The organism is Rhizobium favelukesii (assembly GCF_000577275.2).
Taxonomy (GTDB): Bacteria; Pseudomonadota; Alphaproteobacteria; order Rhizobiales; family Rhizobiaceae; genus Rhizobium; species Rhizobium favelukesii.
Genome location: NZ_HG916855.1, coordinates 470,097 through 490,311, shown reverse-complemented (window position 1 = coordinate 490,311; position 20,215 = coordinate 470,097). Strand labels below are relative to the sequence as shown.

Sequence of the window (20,215 nt, the reverse complement as noted above, 5' to 3'; positions counted from 1 at the left end):
AACACCAAACATCGTCGGGATTGCAGGGAGCTTCAATCGGCCTTCGAAAACTCGGTCGCTGGTCAGCCATGTCGCCGAAGTCGTAAGTGGCCGGTATGGCTTTAATTTCGACGTCTACGACATGATTGATGTCGGGCCATCGCTTGGCGCTGCCCTTTGGCGCAAGCAGCTCGATGAAAAGGCTCAACATGTGCTGCAAGAAATTGTCGCCGCCGATGCCCTTATCATCGGCGCGCCGACCTACAAGGGCTCATATCCGGGCCTCTTCAAGCACCTGATAGACCTCATCGATCCGCATGAGCTGAAATCTAAGCCAATCCTCATCACCGCAACAGGCGGCGGCGATCGTCACGCGTTGATGGTAGAGCACCAACTTCGCCCCCTCTTGGGCTTCTTCGTGGCTCACACCCTGCCAACAGCCGTCTATGCATCGGATCGCGATTTCATCGACTATGCTGTCGCTTCCGAGCACCTCAGCAAGCGCATTGAGGAAGCGGTAAACGAGATGGGTGTCTTCTTCCCCGGACGAGTGCCGGTGGAATATGCCGGCAAGATAGATATCGTCTCCTGCTCCTCCGACGAGAGCATGCCCTGAAGTGGAAGAGCCCAAGGTATCGGCGAAGGACGAGCCAACGACGCGCTCGAAGCTGCTCAGAACGTCGCCCGCCCCATCGCCACCGCTTACGGTATTGGTCGTCAGGTTGACGTCAACCGCAGCGCTGGAGAGCGAATAGCGAATAGTCAATCGTATCGAGCGTGCCAACTCCACCGTTAAGGTTGTCAGCAGAAGAAGAAGCAAAGAAAGTATCGTTGAAGTTCGATCCCGCAAATGCTTCGATGCTGCTGAAGATATTGTCCGCGGCGTCGCCAGTGTGAACCCCGGTCTGCAGATTGAGAGTGAACGCTCCCCAATGGCTTCCAGAAGCGCGGTCGCGAGCCGGCCGGCGGACGGATTTCATGAGCGATCCGGAAGTCATCGCCAAGAAGTAGAAGGCGCTGGCGCATGTCCACCTCTTCGGGCCGCCGGGAACAAACATACGCCACTTGCCTATCGCAGCACTTCATCTCCAGGCATCACCGCTGTAAGGAAGCGGTAAGAATGGTTGGCAAGGTAGCGAGGATCGGCCTTTATCAACTGCATGAACTTTCTGTGCCCATCCTTTGTTCGCCCGACCAAACAGCCAGCGCTTGTGCGACCAAGGTCATCTTTTGGCGCGTCGTAGCCCCAGTGCTGATTGATCGCGAACAGACCGGTGTCTAGTTCATCGCCAGTTCTCTTGAAATCCTTGTTCAGGTCGCGACAAACCGTAATGGGCTCAACTTGTACCAGAGCCTCGTGTGCTGAGGCCGAGTTTGGATGATGGGTTCCGACCACCCATGCCTTGTACTGGTTGAAAGCGATCCGGGCAGCGCCTTTTGGGTTCATTGGGTTCACTGTCCAAAATTTCCCGGGTTCGGTGGTTCCTTCCCATATGGAATTCTGCAGTTTTACCTGCCCATCAGCTCCCACACTAAAGAAAATCCGGAGGTCGTTGAACTTATTGGGTGCATCGTCATTCAGTGTTCCGTCCTGGTTCGCACCTTCGAGATAGACGATGTTCTTGCAATCCGGATGGCGAGAAATGAAATACTTTCTGTTTCGCATGTAGCTTATAACTTTGTCGAACCAGGTTCCACTCGCAGCGATCTCGGGAAGGAGAACGGCTGGGGAAATAAGTCGCTCGGCCACAGATCGGTTGAACCCATTTTTGAGCGAGATATTGTTGCTCGCACAGAACTCGGTCAAAGCCCAAGTTGATACCGGTCCAAAACTTCCATCGGCGGGAGGATCGAGGTAGCCTAGCTCGGACAGCCGCCATTGCACGGCCTTTGCTAACCCGGTATTGCGGCTCATCTCTGACAGGACGATGGGCGTGCCATCGTATTGAGAAAGTTCTTTGGCTGCATCGCTTCCTAACAAAGGAGCTTCGACATCAGCTGCCTTTCTATAGCGTTCCGGCTGAATATGCTCTTGGATGTAGCTGTTAAGCCAGTTTCGATAGGCCTGTGCGGCATTACCGCCGGCGGCATCGAGGTATTTCTGGGCCTTCGTCGAACCTACTTGTTTTGCCAAATCGCTGAACGTGTAGCCCTTGTTTCCCCGCAGAAAAGCCGTCGCGCCCCCAAGGCCTTCGTGGTGCGCAAGATAGATGAACTGAGCCTTTTCGTCGTCACCTGTCTCGTCGTCGACTAGGCCAGCGGCAATGAGGGCCTTCAGGTTGGAAGCTCCGTATTCTGCTGCCGCGACGATTGACATTTTCGGTTCGAACCGCAGCTTGAGCAATTTGTCTTCGCTGCCAGGAGATATCGCGTTGGCGTCGGTGACATACCCTTCGCGCCTCGCATGTTCATTCAAGTAAGTTCGGCTTTTTTTGGCTTCTCCGAGCCAGGTCGCGGCCAGGAATTGGGTTAATCCGGCTGCGGTGCTCGTGGAAGCTTTGCTATTCCTATCCCATTCACCATTTGCGAGCTTTGCGGCCTCCGCGTTGATCACTGCCGCTAGGGCCGCCGCGTCTATTTCAGTTCGCTCTTCAGCGAGAAGCAAGTGAGGCCGATAAACATCATTTACTCCCAGCACTAACTCACCCGCAGCTTCTGGCTTGGCATCGGCGTCTCCCTTTGGGACCGTAGGTGACGATGTTGAAGCGGTGTTCAGCCACCCTGACTCGACCGTTCCGTCCTCGATCAAGACATCGACCTTCTGCCACGGCGGCAGCGACAGACGAATAGTCAGGATTGAGCCCTTAACGCTTCTGGACTGGCCATCCGGTTCGTCGAAGAGATCAAATGTTATAGCTTCTGACTTTTTAAGAATGGCGGAGTGAACCCAGCCAAGAAACTGCCGGCCATCGCGAAATAGCGAGATTTTCATCCACGGTCCGATCTCCCGCAGGGCCGAGACCTGTTCCCCTTCCAAAAGTCCCGTAACGTCGATGGAAGCATCATCAGGGTCCGGTCGCAGGACCGCAGCTTCGGCAAGCGTATAATCAACCACAATCGCCCTCCCCGGGCGCAATGTACGCCCAAGCCTTGTTCGCCTGCGTTTAATATGGTACTTTTTGCAACCTACTCGCAAAAGTTACTTATGTCACGCAGAAACCTTCTTATAGAATACCGTAAGAATGTCTCGCTCGCGCGACGGAGACTGGTCTATGTTTCAGCAATAGATCGAATGGCTGACTTAGGCTTCGTTTTTAAAAGAAATCATCTCCGTGTTATTGGCGCGGTAGTCGGCACGTAGGAGATGTTTGCCGTGAGAGTTCCCGTTAGCTCACGAGTTGCAAGCATTCGTAGTGACATCATTCAGCGCTTCGATAGCAGGTTTCAGCCCTCAGACGTTGCGGGTCCCAAACAGCTATTGGAGGCCTGGTCCGCAAAATACTATTTGAATCTAAATTCAAAGTTGCTAATATAAATTGAGTAACAGGAGCGCGACCGATGACTAGGATTGTATTGGCCTTGGTCGTCTACAGCATAACATTTGCTACACCCTGCGCGTTCTTTCCACATTGGAACGCGACGCTAGTCATGGCACAAGCATGTCCGAATGGTGTTTGTCCCAATAGATGAGGCGCGACAATGGCCGAATTGGTGTCGTCACTCCAGTTCTGGGTCGGGGCTGCGCTATTGATGTGCTTCCAAATTGGCAAGTACGGTGAGCTAAACGACCAAGATGACGACCTAAAGCCGTGGTACGGCGCAGTGCCGAACTTGCGCGTCCGGCATTTCCTTGGGTTTCAAAAGTACCTCGCAACGCTCTTGCTGTTTCTTGCAGTCACCTTTGCCGGATATGTCATTGCCTGCCTCGTCTCTCCGTCAATCATCTCCGGATGGCTGCGTGTCACGGCAGAGGCTCCTACCGCTGACAAGATGAAGGCATACATCGACTCGGTGCCCTACCCGCTCTTCATTGCCGCTGCTTTCATGGGTCTGACCAACCAGTCAATTCCGGGCTTTTCGAAGATTGCGAACCTTCAGCGAGACGTGTTCCATGAACTTGTGGGAGTTCCGCGGATCGTGGCGACAACGGCAACTGACATTTCAGTTCAGCTCTGGGCCAAGCTTCCTACCGACGCCGATCGACTAAGAGAGATTGAACTCTGGGCTAGCCCGACCTGGGAGGCCTCCATACGTAATATCGCCGACCTCTCCTTCTACGACGCGGAACTCAAGCGACGCTCCAACTCCTTTACAAACTTGAAGAGCAAGTCGTCAGCAGAATCCATGGCGCTGTTTAGGGAAATGATCTACGTGATGGCGATCGCAGCCGTCAGAAAAGATGGTGGCGCCGCCTTGCGGACACTCGCCTCCAGGCTTGGAGTGGATCTTCCGCCCAAGCCCAATCCGTTTAGAGGCTTGATAGTTGCTGGGCTTTTTTCGATCGTTGCCTTGTCGGTGCTTTGTTTCGCTGTTCCCATGCTCGCGCCGATCGTTGACGCCCTGAACGGAGCGCAGCCACTCACGTTCTGGCCTAATGGAGGCGAAGCTTTGAGGGCGTCGAGCATATACGTGGTAGCTCAATGCTTCCCGGTACTCTTGGCTTCCACGTTCCTTTTCCTGTCGCTGCCACCAGGCGCCGCCGGCACGGAAATTACCGTCAGGAGCCTCACAGAGAAACATGCAGGGAAACTCGTGCTCATTATTCTGCTAGTTCTGGCATTCGATTATGCTCAGCTGATTTCCGATTATGGAATCTATAATCCCGCGCTGACGTCGTCACCTGGCAAGATCTTCGGTGGGTGGCTGCCTTATAACATTGTTCACTCGATCATTTCCGTGGCGATCTGCGTGGTGCTGCTTCATTATGTGGCTCGTGGCCAAGCAAAGACGCCAGGTGTGTCAACCGCATATATTGCGGTAATGACGGGGGTCGCGATCGCGACCGCCAGTTTTTATGCCATAATCAGATTACGCTTCGACTTCAGAGTCCCACTAGCCTTCGATTACATATTGATTATTGGTCTGTTAAATGCGGTAGCGGCAATGATCGCGCTCTTCATGTCGCAGTCGCTCTACTATGGGCGGATGGCAAGACAAGTTGAACAGATACCTCGTGTGGTGGAGCCAGTCCCGAGCCCTCCTTCTGGCGCGATAGCGAAACCGGCGATACCAACACCTTAAACGGTACAGTAACATAGCAACGGTCTATCCTCGACGTTGCCTGGTGGGGCCGAACCCGCTTCGCTTGGCAGGACGAAGTTCGATGCGCTTAGTTTGTCACTTTGGGCATTCACCTTCGCACCCACAATCAAGGCTAAATCGTCCAACTCCTGTAAGGGTACTCGTGCCAGGACGGCGGGTCGTCGACCTGAAGATTGGCGTCCTGCTGTCAAGCCCCAACTAGGTAGCGCTCGGGTTTGAATAGATAGCCCGATCCGTCCGGAAGCTCAATCGAGAAAGGCACTGCGTCCGGCGCGGGGCGGATTTTCAGGCATCAGGAAGCTGATGGTCGTGTCAACGAACTCTACGGGTCCCGATTTCGCATTTGCACGAATGTCGTACCCGGCGTCGCGTAGCTTGTCCGGATAACCAGCATGACCAATGACGCCGCCATCAAAGATCATAGCGAGCCTTTTCCACGGCCGAGTGAAGCAATTGCGCTCGAAGATCATCAAATCCTCGACGTGACTTTAAAGTTGCTTATCCGGCCGCCACTTCGAACTGAAGGGCAAACTCGCTTTCCATTCAGACCTACCCCCCTCTCAGCGTAACCAACTAGGTTGTTGCGGTGTTGAAGACCCGGGAACCGCTTCTTCGTTTGCAACTCGCCGGCGTTCAGGAAGTCGAGCGTAGATGACACCATTCGAGCTGCTGACGGTCGCGCCGACAGCTTTGGGGGCGTCAATATTGACAGCCCAACGTAATTTCCGACGGGCGTATATTACCAAATTTACAGTACGCCGTAAGTTGAATTCAAAGCTCCCATTATGCTCGCTCAACTAGAAGATATTTGCTATATTCACCGGAGGCAGAGGGTCAAACCAATGGCTGACGGAAACTATCCGCAACCGGCAATGCGCCGGCTACGCGTTTACGCATTCGATCCGCAAGCATCCACTAGACTGGATAGTGCTGGGGTCAATGTTGCTACGATCAAGCTTCCATGGGAGCAGCCTTATGAGGAGCCTCTTTGCCCCGGGCCCGTCAACGATTATTTGGAAGTAATCGACGTTGATCCCGTCAGCGGGCAATTTTACGAAGCTGTCGACCTCAACGATCCATATCTGCTGGCACAAGATGGCTTGGCTCCCTCAGAAGGGGATCCGCGGTTTCATCAGCAGATGGTTTTCGCCGTCGCCATGAAAACTATTCGGACGTTTGAACGCGCCCTCGGTCGCCGTGTATTCTGGGCGCCGCGTTACGTTCCCAAGTCCGAGCGTAAATCCAAGAGCGATATCTATAGGCCAGTGCGTAAATTACGCATATATCCTCACGCGCTTCGCGAACCAAACGCCTATTACAGCCGCGAAAAAAAGGCGCTGCTTTTTGGATACTTTAAGGCCAACGCTCAAAGCGCTGGGGCAAGCTGGGTGTTTACAGCCCTGTCTCACGATATCATCGTACATGAGATGACACATGCAATTCTCGACGGGTTGCATCGCCGTTTTGCGGAGCCGACAAGCCTCGACAGCCTTGCTTTCCACGAAGCCTTCGCCGACATTGTCGCGTTGTTCTCGCACTTCACGCTTGAGGAGGCCGTACGAACGCAAATCGTCAAGGATGGGGGGCGCCTTGACAACCGGTCGCTGTTGAGCGGCCTCGCTAAGCAGTTTGGGGACGCGATTGGTCGGGAAGGAGCTCTTCGGGAGGCGATCGACGAAGAGCCTGGCAAGGCCGCTCCGATCGTGCTCACTGACGACATGACAGAGCCACACGAAAGAGGCTCCGTACTCGTGGCAGCAGTTTTCGATGCCTTTCTGTCGATCTACGAGAAGCGGACCGCCGACCTTCTACGCATTGCCGGCATTCGACCCAATGCCCAATACGCGCAAGACCTTCATCCCGACTTGGTGACCCGGTTGACACGCGAGGCGAGCAAGTCAGCTGAGCACGTTATGCGGATGTGTATCCGCGCTCTCGATTATATGCCTCCGGTTGACCTACGCTTCGGTGACTTTCTGCGAGCCATCATTACGGCTGACCAAGATCTTGTTCCCGATGATGTGCTGGGCTACCGGCTCGCAATCATCGAAGGATTTCGCAGGCGGGGCATCATGCCGAAGGACTGCCTGTCACTGGCGCCGGACAGCCTGCTTTGGGAGGCACCACAGCATGTTCTTTCAGTTGACCGTGATCTGATTAAGCTCGATCTTGAAGCAAAATTCAGCCGCGAGGAGGCAATCAATGTTGCCGAAGCAAACGCGCTGGCTGTCTGGAAGTGGATGATCGAATCGGACGATCTGCATTCTGGCAATGGAATGCCCCTGACCCCAGACGCATCTCAGGATGCGAAATGGCAGGAGGTTTGTGGCGTCGTCTTCCACCGTGATCTCATTCCCAGCGACAACCGCGAGACCATTCTAAGCCGACCGAAACTAAAAAACGGCGTGAGCCCAGGCATTGAAATTCATTCCGTTCGAACCACACGGCGTACGGGGCCTGATGGGCAGGACCTGCGACAGCTCATCATAGAGATCACTCAGACAAGAAGGGGCTTTTCTGATCGCGACGTTCAGATACAGCAAGACTGTCCCAGTGCGGGCAATGCCCCCCAGGCGGCGGAGTTCACGTTCCGCGGTGGCGCTACGCTGATATTCGATCTTCGTGAAAGGAATCTTCGCTACACTATTCGCAAGCGCGTGACCGACGACGCACGGCTTGATGCACAACGAGACTTTCTAATCAATCAAGGCATTGGCCAACTAGGTTTTGCTTACACGGAAGCCGACACCCTATCCGGCTCGAGCGAACCTTTTGCACTCGTCCACCGCGGAGCATGAGATGTCCAAGCTCAAGTCCCTTAAAATCAGGATGTATCGGGGAATCCTCGGCGACTGCTTCCTACTTCAGACGACGGTCGTTGACGAAGGCAATGAGGAAGTTCGAAAGATCCTTATTGATTGTGGTGTTTTGCAAAACATTCCTTCGGGCGAAGAACTGATCCGCAAGCTTGCTAGAGAGGTTGTCCAGGAAGTTGGGATTCTCAAGTTGCAGGAGATTGTCGCAGGCCCCGAGCGAATCTCAGCGGTCGTAGATGATTTGATAGAGACTGTCGGAAGCCGGATCGATTTATTGATCCTCACACATGAGCACTTTGACCATCTTTGCGGCTTTGCTGTTAAGAAGGATGTGTTCCTCGACAAGAATCTGGAGATAGGTGAGCTTTGGCTCGCTTGGACCGAGGATCCAAATGACGAACAAGCGAAAACATTACAGGCTCGGTTCAACAAGGGCCGACAAGCGCTTATTTCTGCCGTGAAGCTTACCGAAACACTCGGTGCGGATACGCCTGCGCGTTTACAAAGCGTGGCTTCGCTCGCAGCATTCGCCGGCCCCGGCGACCAGCCGAATGCTTCCGACGAAGAGAAAGCAAGCGGCCGGATGAGCACGGGTGCGATTATCCAGATGATGAAGAACAAGGTCGGCGCGGCCAAGACGCGATATCTCGAACCAGGGGAAGTGATCGATCTAAAAGCATTCGGGCTTATAGCATATGTCCTTGGTCCACCGCGGGACGAAACACTCTTAAAGAAGGATTCGCCATCCAGCCAAAACAGCGAAGTCTACCTGATGCGACTGGATGCTGTCGCGGCCGTTGAAAGTAGCCTCGCGTCACAGCTAGCACTTCAAAAAGATGCAGACGCACCGGCATCGACAAATGACGGAACCCCGTTTGCGCGACCACATCAACGCCCGTTTAAGAGCCAGGTCACAGCAGAGGCATACGGACCCGAGACATTCGCTCGGGCACTCTATGCCGATCCAGCGGAGAGTTGGCGGACAATCGATGACGAATGGTTGGGTGCAGCGGAAGCTCTCGCGCTCAAAATGGATTCGGATACCAATAATACCAGCCTCGCGCTTGCTTTTGCACTGCCCGACGAGCAAGTCCTGCTTTTTCCAGGCGATGCTCAAGTGGGCAACTGGCTCTCTTGGAACAACCAGACCTATCCGCACACTGCAGCGAAAGGCATTACCCCTACCACTGCAGAGGAACTACTCAATCGTGTGACCTTCTACAAGGTTGGCCATCACGGAAGCCACAACGCCACACTCAAGACGCTTGGGCTTGCGAGGATGATCGATCCCCGACTAACCGCCGCAATTCCGGTTGTAGAAGCCGTCGCAGCCATACAAGGCAAGGGTCGTTCTGAGCCGGGGGCGGGATGGAAGATGCCGTACGGCAAGATGTACGACGACCTCCAGAAGCGCACAAAAGGCCGCATCTTGCGCGGCGACGGTGACATTGAAACAGAAACGCTTGCTTTCCAATCCAATCCCACCCACCCGGAGAGGCCTGTAACGGTGACATATGAGGCGAGTGGCCTTTGGACTGAACTTCACTTGCCGCTTGAGTGAGCAATTTGATCACAACGAAAACGACCATCATCGGCAGCTAACTAAAACGGGGAACGACAATGTCTGTGAATGTAAACGGGAGCCAAAAGAAGATCGGCCTTGCTCTTTCCGGTGGTGGCTTCAGGGCGGCCGCATTTCATCTCGGAGTGTTTACGGAGCTCAATGCTCTAAAGCTGCTCGACAAGGTGGATCTAATCAGTTGCGTTAGTGGCGGCAGTATTGCGGGAGCGTTCCTAGCGACAAACTGGGGACAGCCCGACGTGCTCGATAAGCTCAAGAAATATCTAACCACCAAATCGATCGCGATCTCCTCCTTTGTTGGCGGCCTCCTTAGTCCGTTCGAAAGCCGCTTGGAAAAGCTAGCTGAGACATATGACCGCGATCTTTTCTTTGGCAAGACGCTCTCTTCTCTACGGAACGGCCCCCGCATTTATCTGAATTCGACTAACCTCGCGACGGGCAACATGTTTTTCTTCGTTGCTGGGCACGCCCTTGCCGATGGCGAAGACACGGGAGAGACAATCGGAGAACATGAGAGCGGAACGGTTGCCGCTAGCGAGTTTCCAATTAGCCGCGCAGTTGCCGCCTCTTCAGCTTTTCCGCCAGTATTCCCTCCCCTGCGAATTGATGCTGACATATATCCAAACGCAATGACGGAGTACGTTACACTCACGGACGGAGGCGTTTATGACAACCTTGGCGTAAACCCACTCCTACGCCTGAAACGAAATCCTCTGGACTATTGCATAGTCAGCGATGGTGGCCTGCCCTTTGCGGTCAGTAGCGAACCTACGGAATCGGGAACCATCGTTCTAAGGGCAGCGCTGAATATCCTGATGGAGCAGGTACGAGGACTGCAGTTTGCTCGCCTTCAGCTGTCCTTCGATGCCCAAAAAGGGCCGAGACCGCTCTGGTTTTCGATCGACAGTGCAATCGGACAGGAGCGCGACGGCGATGCCGCGTTTGCCTCTGCGATCGCAACTGATCTCAAAGCGCTCAGTGCACCTGAGATGGACGTGCTGATCCGGCATGGCCGATCGTTGGTGCGCGCTCGCTTGACCCAGTATGCCGCTGAGTTGTTGGCGCTCGAATGAAGAGATGCGAGCGAACTCTTTAGTAGGACGCCTTGAAAGACGATCCCGAGTTACAGGCGATGTTCTTTCCCGGCTTTGTCTCACGGATAGCTGGAACATCGTCCCGTGCCGCTGAGCTGGATACAACCCGTATCTTATTTCAGCTTTGACGCTGCCTTGTCAGCCGCGTCACGGTCGGAACCGGGATCATCGCCGCTCGACCACGTCGAGGATCCGAGCGAGCGCTTCAGTATCGACATCGCTCTCCACACGAATGCGCCGGCCGCGGCCAAGCTCGATCGTCACAATGCTTATCTTCTGTGAGCGTCCGGCGAACGCATTTTTTGCGTCTACGAGGCGCGGTTTAGGACTTGCGGCTTAGTTCATCTGCCATGACGCGCTCGATCATCTCGGGATCGCATTGTTCATCGACGAGGAACTGGCGGATTCCACCATCCCACGTCCGTATGTCGGCCAGGAGATCTCGAAGGTCGTCAATTCCATTTTCGGTCAGGCCTGTTGTGCCATCTTCACTGCCATCGCGGACATATACCAGTTCGCCCTCGGCGATATTGTCTGAGTTGGCGGTCACCTCCTCGATTAATTCGAGGTTCTCGCCGATCATGCCGGCGACTTCTTTCAGCGTATAGATGAACCTCGAGCGTGCCATCACGCAGCCTCGTATCGGTCTTTTGCAGGCGCCCACTGCCACGGTAGCAATTCCTGGAGCCGATCCTTTGGGTGGCTCTGTATCCGGGTCAGGACGTCTGTGAGATAGACCTCCGGATTGTGGCCATGGAGTTTGGCAGTCTCGATGATGGTCAGGATGTTGGCGATGCGCTCACCGCCCTTGTCTGACCCGGCGAAGAGCCAATTTTTTCTTCCGATTCCAAGCGGACGCATGGCTCGTTCAGCTATGTTGTTATCGATTTCGACACGGCCATCATCGATGTAAACGCTCAACGCTGCCCATCGCGAGAGGGCATATCGCATCGCTTCAGCCAGCTTCTGCTTCTGTGGCAGCGTCGAAAGCGTCTCTTCTATCCAGCTCTTGAGGTCCTCCAGAAGGGGCCTGGCGTGTTGCTGGCGCAGTGTACGCCGCTGGTCAGCCGACATGCCGCGGATACGATCTTCGATATCGTAGAGCGTACCGATGCGCGACAGCGCTTCGTCAGCGATTGGAGATGGCTTCAGCTTGATCACATCGTGGAACTTGCGGCGTACATGCGCCATGCACGCAGCCTCGATGATCTGGTTGCCGTAAAGCTTCTTATAGCCACCATAGCCATCCGCGTGCATCACGCCGCTGAAGGCAGCGAGATGGTCGGCTGGATGCGCGCCCTTGCGGTCGGGGCTATAGTAGTAGGCAATGGCTCTTGGAGTGGGATCTTGATAGCCGCTGCCATCGAAGACATAGACCCAGACCCGCCCGGTTTTTGTCTTTCCTCGCCCAGGGTCGAGAACATCCACCGGGGTATCGTCCGTATGTATTCGATCGACCGCCGCGATATGGGCTCTAATCAGCAAGATGAGAGGAGCCAGCAGAACTGACACGCGGCCGACCCAGTCGGCCATCACGGATCGGGAGATATCTATCCCCAGCCGGTCGTACATCTCGGATAGACGGTAGAGCGGGATGTGATCGTCGAATTTGGCGACCATGATATGGGCCAGCAACCCCGGTCCGGGCTTGCCGCGTTCGATCGGCAGGGTCGGCATTTCGCCTGCCACCGTCGTATCGCAGTCCCTGCAGATCATGCGCTTTTCGACGTGGCGGACAATCTTGACGGACGCCGGCACGTGCTCCATCACCTGGACCACCCTGTCAGCGGCCTTCAGGAACGATGTACCACCACAGGTCGGACAATTGCAGGGTGCCGCATAGACCAGTTCTTCGGTTGGAAGACCATCGGGCAATGGTTTGCGCTTCGGCTTGTCCGGTGCGTCGTCCAACTCCGGCAAAGGAGCTTTCCCGGAGCGAAGCTCGGCCTCGGCACGGGAGGCTTCGATCTCCTCCAGCATCAGCTCGAATTGCTCGATCTTGCGGTCGATCTTTTCCGAAGAAGCGCCATGCTGCCGATGGCGGAGCAAATCCAACTGCGCGCGCAGGAGCCCGATAATGGAGTCTCGCTTGCTGACTTCAGCTTCTTGGCTCTCAAGTTTCGCCGCCTGTTCAGCGACGAGAGCGCGCAAAACAGATAGCTCGTCCTGACTGTCCAGCGGCGTCGTTTCCATACCCGCATACGTAGCCGATTTGCGCCGGAAACGCTAGCATTATGCCTCGGATGTCATTGCAAAATATAGCTTTTAACCCGTTCGACCGGGAGCGGAAGTCCACGCAGGTCGGCGCCAGTCGATCCCCTCAACAAGCATCGACAACTGGGCTTGCGTCAGATGCGCAACCCCTTCTTTCGCCGTCGGCCAGGGAAAGTATCCGCGTTCCAAAATTTTGTAAAATAGGCAGAACCCTTGGCCATCCCACCATAAAAGTTTGATCCGATCAGCACGTTTTCCGCGGAAGCCGAAGATTGCGCCGGAACCTGGCGCCTCCTTGATAACCGTCTCAACGAGCGCCGACAGTCCATCAAAGATAAACCCGCACATTTCCCGAAGGCCCGATCATGCTGCCTCCACACAAGCGACCAGCGACGATAACACCTGGAGATCCATGTCCGCTGCAATTCTTAGCAAGCGGCCATTCCTCAGAACGATCTCAACGTCTTTACACTTCGACCGAACACCGCTCTTCTTGGTATCGTCGCTGTGGCTCGCCGATGCTCCGATAAGCGAGACCGGAATGAATGCGGTCTCCGGAGATTTCAATTCAGGTGGAAAGAACTTCTTTCGCCAGGCGTATATCTGTTGCGGAAGGACGTCGTGCCGGCGCGCTACGTCGGAAACGCTCCCATCCGCACTAAACGCTTCTTGCAAAATCGAAAGCTTCAATTCTGTGGACCATCGACGTTGTCGCTCCGTACCCGTCAGGATCTCAACCTTGGCCATTCATACCCTGTTACGTCACAAATGATTCATCTGTGTCGTAACTTGCGCCAATTCCCCGCCTGACCAAAATCCCCTCACCGGACGCTCACCTTGAACTTGTCATCTGTCATGCATGATCTCCTCTTGCCGAAGCAGAACGCCTGAAGGAATCCAAAGTTCCAGACGCACACCGACTGCGGCGGAACCTGTCGCCGTGGGCAGAGTTCGATGAGATCGCCTTACGAAGTCCAGGCGATCGAGAGCATCATGGAACAGTGAGCCTGTGTCGGGGATGGGATGGTTGGTCGTAATCGTGAGACGCAACGAGGCGGTCTACGCGATCGCCTCGGCAGAAGAGGCGCTCGGCCTATTATTCTCTGATTGGCCAGTTAACAGCGGGCTCCCCTTCATTCTGGCGATGGAAGCGTGCGCAGGGGCCGCGAGGGGCGCCATTGCCGAAGAAGAAGCGCAGTTCGCCTTTCTTGCCGCCGCGATGGATGCGCAAGTCCCATTCGACTTCCCTAGCAACCCAGAGTTTCGCGATTAACTGCGTCATCGGACAAAGCCGCACGTGCTGGACAGCAGCATGGTCTTGGACTGACGCGGAACAAAAGACCGGCAATCGCATTTTAGCGATCAGAGGCTTTGCCTCGACCTTTCCTTGTCTTCAACACTAGCTCCGCTGTCATGGCGGAGCCTCTTTCGCGATGGCAAACGCGATGTTCTTCATGGAGGATGTTGTGATGTCTCGAAAACAATTCAGTCGCCACGATGAACCCTTGGATTCTGATGACCTGCGCAAATGTCGTGCAGTTCTCGATGCGATTTGCGGAGACTTCAGAATAGAGCCTGGCTCCGAAGAGGCGAATCGCATGGCCGCGATGACCATCGAGCTTTATCGGCAGGGCGTGCGCGACGTGAAGCAGCTGCAGCAGATTGTCGATGCCGCACGCGGTCTCAATCTTAGCCGAGAGGGGACCAGGGGGTTCGGGAAGTTCTGAAATTCGCTTTAAGGCCTCTTTAAAGGTCTACATGCTGCCTCGAGTGCCTTCGACGGCGAGCCGGTCTAGCCGAAGATCAACCCAAGTCTGTGATCTCGTATACCGCCGCGTTGTCTTGCTCCTCTCGTAGTCCCTTGTAGGACGCGCTGCTTGTAGGGCAGTGTCGGCAACATCCTGTGCGGCCCGATCAAAAGGAACTCAGCGCGAGGGCGCTTATTCATCAGAAGCGCGGTCACCATGATGCCGGCGCCGCCCGTCGTCTTGGAATTCTTTTTCGGCGCCAGGCCGAAGACGTTTCTCACATGGCGCTTCTCATCGATCGAGCCGAAGATCGCGCGGACGATATCGCAAAACCATTCTCCGGCCGCGTCATCCGTGACGGCTTTCATGGAAGACCCTCGCTTCAACCGCTTTCGCTATGGAGTGGCGGTGCTTCTGATGCGCCACCCACATCTCCGACCCTATGCCCATAGCGCCCATTGGTGGATCGAAGATATCGAGAACTATGCTGACGCCGTCCGGTTCCCCGACAGGTTGCGTGCTGCTAGCCTATTGGGAGCCTATGCTCGGATTATGGAAGGTTATCTTCGGCGAATAAGGACACCGTATGGCGGAGGACAGGCGCGCCCTGAGCCTTACGGCCACTGGAAGCCTTGGGCTGGCCGGCACGGTGGAAGTTTACCCCCATGCGCACCGATAAACTCGAAGAGAACATCCTCGCTCTGTTGAACCGTGGCGAAACGCGCGGCGGCCTTAACGAGTGCCGGGAGCGCGATCGTGCTTATCGGTGGATCTCGGATTTCCGGCGTGGCCGCTATCGAAGCGAAAACCAACGCCGGCCATCGCGCTCAGTGCCCGACGGCAGCTCTTGCGAGCGAGATTGATGTCGAGACCGCTCCCGGGGATGTTCGTCGCCTTTTCGCGCTGGGCCAATATCGTCGCACATTACACCGAGGCGATCGCCGCCGCTAATAGAGCCGGTGCGACTAACGCTCGCAAGCCGGAGCGAGTAAACGTGCCAGCACTCTGGCGACGAACATCGCTCGCTTGATACGCCATCAAGCGGCTTGGGAAGTCGACGAGACAAAGGGCCTGAGAGCGTCTTCCGTCAGGTATCGTAGCACCGATCGAGTTCTCTGAGGGCAGACTGAACCTCATCATCGAAACCGGCTCCGGTGTCCCTGGAACGTGACGGAGGCACGCTTTCGAATCGATCGCGTAAAAGTCCGAAGCCCATGCCGCGAGGATCGTTCGCTTATCGTCGACAGAAAGTGCGGGCGCCCCTACCACAATCGATTGGCCGTCGAAGCCCTTGCGGCGCTAGAACTGTTGGCCCGATCGTCATGGCATTGCTGGCAGCCTGCTCCAACATGTTGTCCATCATCGCTTTACCTCAGCGTACGTGCGGATCCCTGTCCCGGCGCAGGCGAGACGCGGCGATGACGTTGGTTTCCGGCGCCAGCAGATCGTGCTTTTCAGCAAAGGCGGCAAATAGGCCGCGGGCGGTCTCCGCTTCGATTTCACCGCGCAGCGCTGCTCCGCACGCCTTAAGCGCTACTGAGTGCGCGTTATCTCTGAGCGCCGCCGGCCACTCGACGAGATGCCGGTAGGCGTCCATCACGCTGCGAACCTCTGCCGGAAAGCCGAGGCCGACAAGAATGAAAACAGGCTGTTTGAACATATCGGGTTTCATAATGCTCTCCTTCCCAACCCGCGATGTAGACGGGCGCCGCCACAGCGACGCCCCCTCCTTGATGGGTTCTGCTTAAGCGGCGTTCTGCGCTTCGATCTGCGCGGGAGAAGCCGACGGCTCAAGAGTCGGCGCAGTCTCGATGTCGATTTTACGCGGCTTCATTTCCCCCGGAACCTCACGAACGAGATCCACGGACAAGAGACCGTTCTTTAGGTCCGCTCCGTTCACCCTGACATGGTCGGCGAGCTCGAACCGGTGTTCGAACGGCCGGCCGGCTATGCCGCGATGAAGGTAGGCTTCGGCAGCCGCCTCCTGCTTCTTGCCGGTTACGGTCAGAAGGTTGGACTGGAATGTGATGTCGAGATCGTCCTGGGCGAAACCTGCCACCGCGATCGAGATCCGATAGCTGTCATCGCCGGTCTTGACAATGTCATAGGGCGGCCAGTCGCTGATCGAGCGGGCGCGCTGAGCACTTTCGAGAAGATTGAAGACCCGATCGAAACCGACGCTGGATCGGAACAGCGGTGCATAGTCGTAGGATGTTGCCATAGCCATATCCTCCTTGAAGCAACATGGGTACGGAGCGCCGAAAGATGGCGCTTCCAGCAAGGCCAGCTTTATCCTCAGCGGCTGGCGGCTATCGATTTGGTTTTTGAGAATTTCGGATTCAAGAGCTGCGCCTGAGAAAATTTAGGGTGTCTTCAGTCCTAGCGAACCGCTCGATCGAGCTCAAACTGCAGCTATATTCTCTATATAGCGCAGGCTTTCACAAAAGGCGGCGCAGATCGCCGCCGTCGGTCCAACCGCGGAATTCAAAGCCGGCAAAGACGGAAGAAGGGTTGGTCAACCAGGCATGGAAGGATAGCCACGACTCCATTTTCCACGCGGACGGTACGCTGGCCAAGGGGTCCGATCGCGATCGCCGAAGTTCAGGCCTATGTCTATGGCGCCTTTCATGCGGCCGCCGAGATCTTTCGGATCCTCGGCCGGCCAGAACGGGCCGCGGGCTTCTTAGCGCGGGCGGAGGGCCTGCGCCGCGCCTTTGATACAAGCTTCTTCGACGAGGAACTTGGCACATACGTGCTGGCGCTCGACGGGGACAAGCGACCCTGCAAGGTCCGCTCCTCCAATGCCGGCCATGCCCTGTTCACCGGCATCGCCTATCCCGAACGGGCCGCGCGGCTCGCCCTCACCTTGATGAGTGCCTCATCCTTCTGTGGCTGGGGCGTCCGCACTATTGCCTCCACAGAGGCGCGCTATAATCCCATGAGCTACCACAATGGGTCGATCTGGCCGCATGACAATGCCCTGATCGCCAGCGGCCTTGCTCGCTATGGCTATCGCACTGAAGCCGCGCGGATCTTTGAGGGACTATTTGCCGCTTCGACCTATATCGACTTGCGGCGGCTTCCCGAACTCTTCTGCGGCCTGCCGCGCCGGCGCGCGCAGGGACCGACCTTCTATCCGGTCGCCTGCTCGCCGCAGGCATGGGCAGCGGCAACACCTATGTCGTTATTGCAGTCGTGCCTCGGTCTCGAGTTCGATCCGAATGCCTTGCAGATCAGCTTGAACGAGCCGCGGCTTCCGAGCTTCCTCGACGAGGTCACGTTGCGACATCTGCTGATCGGCAATGGTTCGGCCGACATTGCTGTTCGACGCTCCGGTCGCAATGTCGTGGTGGACGTGATCGATCGCAAGGGCGATATCCGCGTGCTGGCGACGGCATGACCGGTTGGGTCGATCGCGCCCGGGCAGCGGCAAGTAATATTATCTATCCTGCTCTTCCTCGTCGGCGGATAGCAGATCAACGAGCGCGGCAACCCTGCCTGTCGGCAGACGGCGACCTTCGCCCATCAAGGCTTCGTCGTTGCTGGCCCACGCAAATGCCTCGGCGAGTTCAGCCTGCGTAGCCCCTGTCGCAATGACCTCGGCCACCAGCGTTTCGTCGGCAGGCCCAAGGACGGCGATGACGTCGTCTGAAGTCATTGTCATAGCCATTTGCTCCTCTCTACCTCGGCTCAGATATGGTGGCGCCTCGGAGAGAATTCAATTTTCCGCTGGGAACTCCCACCTCTCTTGAAACCGTAAGGCACTGAATTATATTAGTATTGTCGGTCGCCCAAATGGGGGTCGGCATAAGGTCCAGGAGACGCCGGTCGCTCTTGGCGTCTCCTTGTATCCATGTTGCTTATAAGGAGGATATGGCTATGAGGACAAACCTCGATTTCTCTCCCCTCTTCCGGTCCAGCATCGGCTTCGACCGGATGTTGAACGCGCTCGAGGCTGCTAGCCGCGCCGAGACGATCGACACTTGGCCGCCTTACGATATCGCCAAAACTGGCGAGAATGATTACCGCATTGTCATGGCAGTGGCGGGCTTGTCACAGGACGAACTGGCGATCACCCAAGAGCAGAACATGCTCATCGTCGCGGGGCAGAAGGCGAACAGCGATGACGTCGAATATCTGCATCGCGGCATCGCCGGCCGTTCGTTCCAGCGTCGCTTCGAACTGGCCGACCACGTCAAGGTCGTGGGTGCGGGTCTCGTCAACGGTCTGCTGACCATCGATCTCAAGCGCGAAATCCCTGAGGAGATGAAGCCGCGCCAGATCGAGATCCGAACCGGCCAGGGAATGCCGAAGGCCGAGACCAAGCAGATCGAGGCCAAGAAGCAGGCGGCTTAAGCCTTCCGCTAGCAGTGGGCAAAATATGGCGCCGGGCATCCGGCGCCGGCAGGAAAGCTTTTCCACCGAACCAACTGAAAGGAGAAGAACCATGAGTGTTCGTGATCTGATCCCCTGGAGCCGCAACAATGGCAACCAGGTTCCAAGTCTCTTGCGCGATAACGACCGTGATCCCTTCCTGTCGCTTCATCGCGAGGTGAACCGTCTGTTCGATGACGTCTTCCGCGGCTTTGGCTCCGGCCTGCCGTCCTTCGGCAACAGCGCCACGTTCGGGGGCGGCTGGCCGAGTGTCGAGATCTCAGATACCGACAAGGAGATCAAGGTGACGGCCGAAGTCCCCGGCCTTGAGGAAAAGGACATCGAAGTCCTGCTTAATGACGGCGTGCTGATGCTGAAGGGCGAAAAGCGCTCCGAGAGCGAGGACAAGGATCGGCAGTTCTCCGAGCGCTACTACGGCCGCTTCGAGCGCCGCATTCCGCTCAGTGTCGAGGTCAAGGAAGACCAGGTCGACGCCACCTTCAGGAACGGCGTGCTGACTGTCACCTTGCCGAAGACGGAGAAGGCGCAGTCGCAGGTCAGGCGCATCGCCATCAAGAGCTGATCGAGACGAATGCACGGCGGCGGCCTGGTGGCCGCCGCCGCGCATCCTTCGCCAACATGGGAAGGACAAATAATGGAGAGAGCTGTCAGACACACACACATAAGCAACGGCTTCCGGTTTGCGCGTCTCGAACGATACCGGCGGAGCTATCGACCCTCCGCAGCGTTGAGCGCGGCCCCGAAGCTGGGCATTTCGATCGCCGACGGCGTTGACGCCAACCTTTTGAAAGGCCTGACTACTGCAATCACAAAGAAGAAAGCCGTCTTCGAGGCATCGTAAACTTAATTGCAGTTAGGGTCAGGACTCACTAATCAGAGCCAAAAGATCACGGCCGCTGCTATGCATATGCTTGAGAAAAAGGTGTGGGCGCAGCGGTCGTATCGAGTGTGAATACGACGCCAGTCTTTGAGTTTTCCGAACATGTTTTCGATCTTGTGACGTTGCTTGTAGAGCACAACGTCATGCGGGATTGGGACCTTTCTGTTGGCCTTTGACGGAATGCAGGCGGTGATTCTGCGATCAGCCAGCGCGTTTCGTGCGCGGCGACAAACAAGGTGAGACTCGTATTGCCTCGCCTGTGAATGTTCCTGATGCACTTGATCATTGCCTCACAAGATTGCTCC

General features: G+C 56.1%; 21 protein-coding genes and 2 pseudogenes. 10 read left to right on the top strand and 13 right to left on the bottom strand.

Translation table 11 applies throughout. The features are described from left to right. Positions 1-10: 10 nt before the first annotated feature. Positions 11-595, top strand: a complete 585-nt coding sequence (gene msuE, locus LPU83_RS65815; RefSeq protein WP_051166751.1) for an FMN reductase — start codon at positions 11-13, stop codon at positions 593-595. 112 nt (positions 596-707) lie between these two features. On the opposite strand, the gene LPU83_RS65810 is transcribed toward msuE, so the two are convergent. Beyond that, positions 708-959, bottom strand: coding sequence for a hypothetical protein (locus LPU83_RS65810; RefSeq protein ID WP_141652607.1), 252 nt, complete (start codon positions 957-959; stop codon positions 708-710). A gap of 89 nt (positions 960-1,048) precedes the next feature. Further along, positions 1,049-3,034, bottom strand: coding sequence for a peptidoglycan-binding domain-containing protein (locus tag LPU83_RS74735; RefSeq protein ID WP_024318166.1), 1,986 nt, complete (start codon positions 3,032-3,034; stop codon positions 1,049-1,051). 584 nt (positions 3,035-3,618) lie between these two features. Here LPU83_RS74735 and LPU83_RS65800 point away from each other — a divergent pair. Then, positions 3,619-5,160, top strand: a complete 1,542-nt coding sequence (locus LPU83_RS65800; protein ID WP_024318165.1) for a hypothetical protein — start codon at positions 3,619-3,621, stop codon at positions 5,158-5,160. A gap of 266 nt (positions 5,161-5,426) precedes the next feature. Here the strand turns inward: LPU83_RS65800 and LPU83_RS65795 are convergent, their stop codons facing one another. Continuing rightward, positions 5,427-5,651, bottom strand: a complete 225-nt coding sequence (locus LPU83_RS65795; RefSeq protein WP_141652606.1) for a hypothetical protein — start codon at positions 5,649-5,651, stop codon at positions 5,427-5,429. A 372-nt stretch (positions 5,652-6,023) separates the two neighbouring features. On the opposite strand from LPU83_RS65795, the gene LPU83_RS65790 reads away from it, so the two are divergent. Genes LPU83_RS65790 through LPU83_RS65780 form a run of 3 tightly spaced genes read left to right on the top strand, consistent with a single transcriptional unit; the run spans position 6,024 to position 10,652 of the window. After that, on the top strand, positions 6,024-7,979 hold the full coding sequence (locus tag LPU83_RS65790; protein WP_024318164.1) for a gluzincin family metallopeptidase: 1,956 nt from the start codon (positions 6,024-6,026) through the stop codon (positions 7,977-7,979). Position 7,980: 1 nt separating this feature from the next. Beyond that, positions 7,981-9,558, top strand: a complete 1,578-nt coding sequence (locus LPU83_RS65785; protein ID WP_024318163.1) for a ComEC/Rec2 family competence protein — start codon at positions 7,981-7,983, stop codon at positions 9,556-9,558. 59 nt (positions 9,559-9,617) lie between these two features. Continuing rightward, positions 9,618-10,652 (top strand): patatin-like phospholipase family protein, encoded by a 1,035-nt coding sequence (locus LPU83_RS65780; RefSeq protein ID WP_024318162.1) that lies wholly within the window; start codon positions 9,618-9,620, stop codon positions 10,650-10,652. A 343-nt stretch (positions 10,653-10,995) separates the two neighbouring features. Here LPU83_RS65780 and LPU83_RS65775 read toward each other — a convergent pair whose 3' ends face one another. The 4 genes from LPU83_RS65775 to tnpA all read right to left on the bottom strand — a co-directional run bounded on the left by LPU83_RS65775 (position 10,996) and on the right by tnpA (position 13,634). Further along, the gene (locus tag LPU83_RS65775; protein WP_037069005.1) at positions 10,996-11,301 is read right to left on the bottom strand and encodes a hypothetical protein; all 306 of its coding nucleotides are present in this window, start codon (positions 11,299-11,301) and stop codon (positions 10,996-10,998) included. Continuing rightward, on the bottom strand, positions 11,301-12,866 hold the full coding sequence (gene tnpC, locus LPU83_RS65770; protein ID WP_037069003.1) for an IS66 family transposase: 1,566 nt from the start codon (positions 12,864-12,866) through the stop codon (positions 11,301-11,303). The genes LPU83_RS65775 and tnpC overlap by 1 nt, the downstream gene beginning before the upstream one ends. Before the next feature lie 72 nt (positions 12,867-12,938). Further along, positions 12,939-13,235: an IS66 family insertion sequence element accessory protein TnpB gene (tnpB, locus tag LPU83_RS65765; RefSeq protein ID WP_112334138.1), complete on the bottom strand. Its 297-nt coding sequence runs from the start codon at positions 13,233-13,235 to the stop codon at positions 12,939-12,941. 15 nt (positions 13,236-13,250) lie between these two features. Next, positions 13,251-13,634 (bottom strand): IS66-like element accessory protein TnpA, encoded by a 384-nt coding sequence (gene tnpA, locus LPU83_RS65760; RefSeq protein ID WP_037068998.1) that lies wholly within the window; start codon positions 13,632-13,634, stop codon positions 13,251-13,253. Between the two features lie 292 nt (positions 13,635-13,926). Between tnpA and LPU83_RS65755 the strand changes: the two genes are divergently transcribed. Next, positions 13,927-14,160: a DUF982 domain-containing protein gene (locus LPU83_RS65755; protein ID WP_231052127.1), complete on the top strand. Its 234-nt coding sequence runs from the start codon at positions 13,927-13,929 to the stop codon at positions 14,158-14,160. 325 nt (positions 14,161-14,485) lie between these two features. Continuing rightward, positions 14,486-14,614, top strand: a complete 129-nt coding sequence (locus LPU83_RS75485; RefSeq protein ID WP_341353391.1) for a hypothetical protein — start codon at positions 14,486-14,488, stop codon at positions 14,612-14,614. Between the two features lie 65 nt (positions 14,615-14,679). Here the strand turns inward: LPU83_RS75485 and LPU83_RS65745 are convergent, their stop codons facing one another. From LPU83_RS65745 to LPU83_RS65735, 4 genes and pseudogenes are all read right to left on the bottom strand, one after another. Further along, entirely contained in the window at positions 14,680-15,003 is a 324-nt protein-coding gene (locus LPU83_RS65745) for a hypothetical protein (protein ID WP_024319051.1), read from the bottom strand. Between the two features lie 719 nt (positions 15,004-15,722). Further along, positions 15,723-15,998, bottom strand: a pseudogene (locus LPU83_RS74730) (hypothetical protein). Between the two features lie 9 nt (positions 15,999-16,007). Continuing rightward, positions 16,008-16,307 carry a DUF982 domain-containing protein gene (locus tag LPU83_RS65740; RefSeq protein WP_024319049.1) on the bottom strand — a complete coding sequence of 100 codons (300 nt, stop codon included), beginning with the start codon at positions 16,305-16,307 and terminating at the stop codon, positions 16,008-16,010. A 72-nt stretch (positions 16,308-16,379) separates the two neighbouring features. Next, the gene (locus LPU83_RS65735; protein ID WP_024319048.1) at positions 16,380-16,856 is read right to left on the bottom strand and encodes an Hsp20 family protein; all 477 of its coding nucleotides are present in this window, start codon (positions 16,854-16,856) and stop codon (positions 16,380-16,382) included. 278 nt (positions 16,857-17,134) lie between these two features. Here LPU83_RS65735 and LPU83_RS65730 point away from each other — a divergent pair. Next, a pseudogene (locus LPU83_RS65730) lies at positions 17,135-18,035 on the top strand (amylo-alpha-1,6-glucosidase); the annotation flags it as partial. A 39-nt stretch (positions 18,036-18,074) separates the two neighbouring features. On the opposite strand, the gene LPU83_RS65725 reads toward LPU83_RS65730, so the two are convergent. Next, positions 18,075-18,299 (bottom strand): hypothetical protein, encoded by a 225-nt coding sequence (locus tag LPU83_RS65725; RefSeq protein WP_024319046.1) that lies wholly within the window; start codon positions 18,297-18,299, stop codon positions 18,075-18,077. A 215-nt stretch (positions 18,300-18,514) separates the two neighbouring features. Between LPU83_RS65725 and LPU83_RS65720 the strand changes: the two genes are divergently transcribed. Both LPU83_RS65720 and LPU83_RS65715 read left to right on the top strand, forming a co-directional pair. Then, positions 18,515-18,991, top strand: a complete 477-nt coding sequence (locus LPU83_RS65720; RefSeq protein ID WP_024319045.1) for an Hsp20 family protein — start codon at positions 18,515-18,517, stop codon at positions 18,989-18,991. 91 nt (positions 18,992-19,082) lie between these two features. After that, on the top strand, positions 19,083-19,592 hold the full coding sequence (locus LPU83_RS65715) for an Hsp20/alpha crystallin family protein (RefSeq protein ID WP_024319044.1): 510 nt from the start codon (positions 19,083-19,085) through the stop codon (positions 19,590-19,592). Between the two features lie 311 nt (positions 19,593-19,903). On the opposite strand, the gene LPU83_RS65710 is transcribed toward LPU83_RS65715, so the two are convergent. Beyond that, entirely contained in the window at positions 19,904-20,188 is a 285-nt protein-coding gene (locus LPU83_RS65710) for a transposase (RefSeq protein ID WP_082321323.1), read from the bottom strand. Positions 20,189-20,215: the final 27 nt, after the last annotated feature.

Bases quoted from the DNA above. Each gene is read 5' to 3' on its own strand.
- LPU83_RS65810 (WP_141652607.1), bottom strand. From the start codon at position 959: ATGAAATCCGTCCGCCGGCCGGCTCGCGACCGCGCTTCTGGAAGCCAT.
- LPU83_RS65800 (WP_024318165.1), top strand. From the start codon at position 3,619: ATGGCCGAATTGGTGTCGTCACTCCAGTTCTGGGTCGGGGCTGCGCTA.
- LPU83_RS65795 (WP_141652606.1), bottom strand. From the start codon at position 5,651: ATGATCTTCGAGCGCAATTGCTTCACTCGGCCGTGGAAAAGGCTCGCT.
- LPU83_RS65790 (WP_024318164.1), top strand. From the start codon at position 6,024: ATGGCTGACGGAAACTATCCGCAACCGGCAATGCGCCGGCTACGCGTT.
- LPU83_RS65785 (WP_024318163.1), top strand. From the start codon at position 7,981: ATGTCCAAGCTCAAGTCCCTTAAAATCAGGATGTATCGGGGAATCCTC.
- LPU83_RS65780 (WP_024318162.1), top strand. From the start codon at position 9,618: ATGTCTGTGAATGTAAACGGGAGCCAAAAGAAGATCGGCCTTGCTCTT.
- LPU83_RS65775 (WP_037069005.1), bottom strand. From the start codon at position 11,301: ATGGCACGCTCGAGGTTCATCTATACGCTGAAAGAAGTCGCCGGCATG.
- tnpC (WP_037069003.1), bottom strand. From the start codon at position 12,866: ATGGAAACGACGCCGCTGGACAGTCAGGACGAGCTATCTGTTTTGCGC.
- tnpB (WP_112334138.1), bottom strand. From the start codon at position 13,235: ATGTGCGGGTTTATCTTTGATGGACTGTCGGCGCTCGTTGAGACGGTT.
- tnpA (WP_037068998.1), bottom strand. From the start codon at position 13,634: ATGGCCAAGGTTGAGATCCTGACGGGTACGGAGCGACAACGTCGATGG.
- LPU83_RS75485 (WP_341353391.1), top strand. From the start codon at position 14,486: ATGGCCGCGATGACCATCGAGCTTTATCGGCAGGGCGTGCGCGACGTG.
- LPU83_RS65745 (WP_024319051.1), bottom strand. From the start codon at position 15,003: ATGAAAGCCGTCACGGATGACGCGGCCGGAGAATGGTTTTGCGATATC.
- LPU83_RS65740 (WP_024319049.1), bottom strand. From the start codon at position 16,307: ATGAAACCCGATATGTTCAAACAGCCTGTTTTCATTCTTGTCGGCCTC.
- LPU83_RS65735 (WP_024319048.1), bottom strand. From the start codon at position 16,856: ATGGCAACATCCTACGACTATGCACCGCTGTTCCGATCCAGCGTCGGT.
- LPU83_RS65725 (WP_024319046.1), bottom strand. From the start codon at position 18,299: ATGACAATGACTTCAGACGACGTCATCGCCGTCCTTGGGCCTGCCGAC.
- LPU83_RS65720 (WP_024319045.1), top strand. From the start codon at position 18,515: ATGAGGACAAACCTCGATTTCTCTCCCCTCTTCCGGTCCAGCATCGGC.
- LPU83_RS65715 (WP_024319044.1), top strand. From the start codon at position 19,083: ATGAGTGTTCGTGATCTGATCCCCTGGAGCCGCAACAATGGCAACCAG.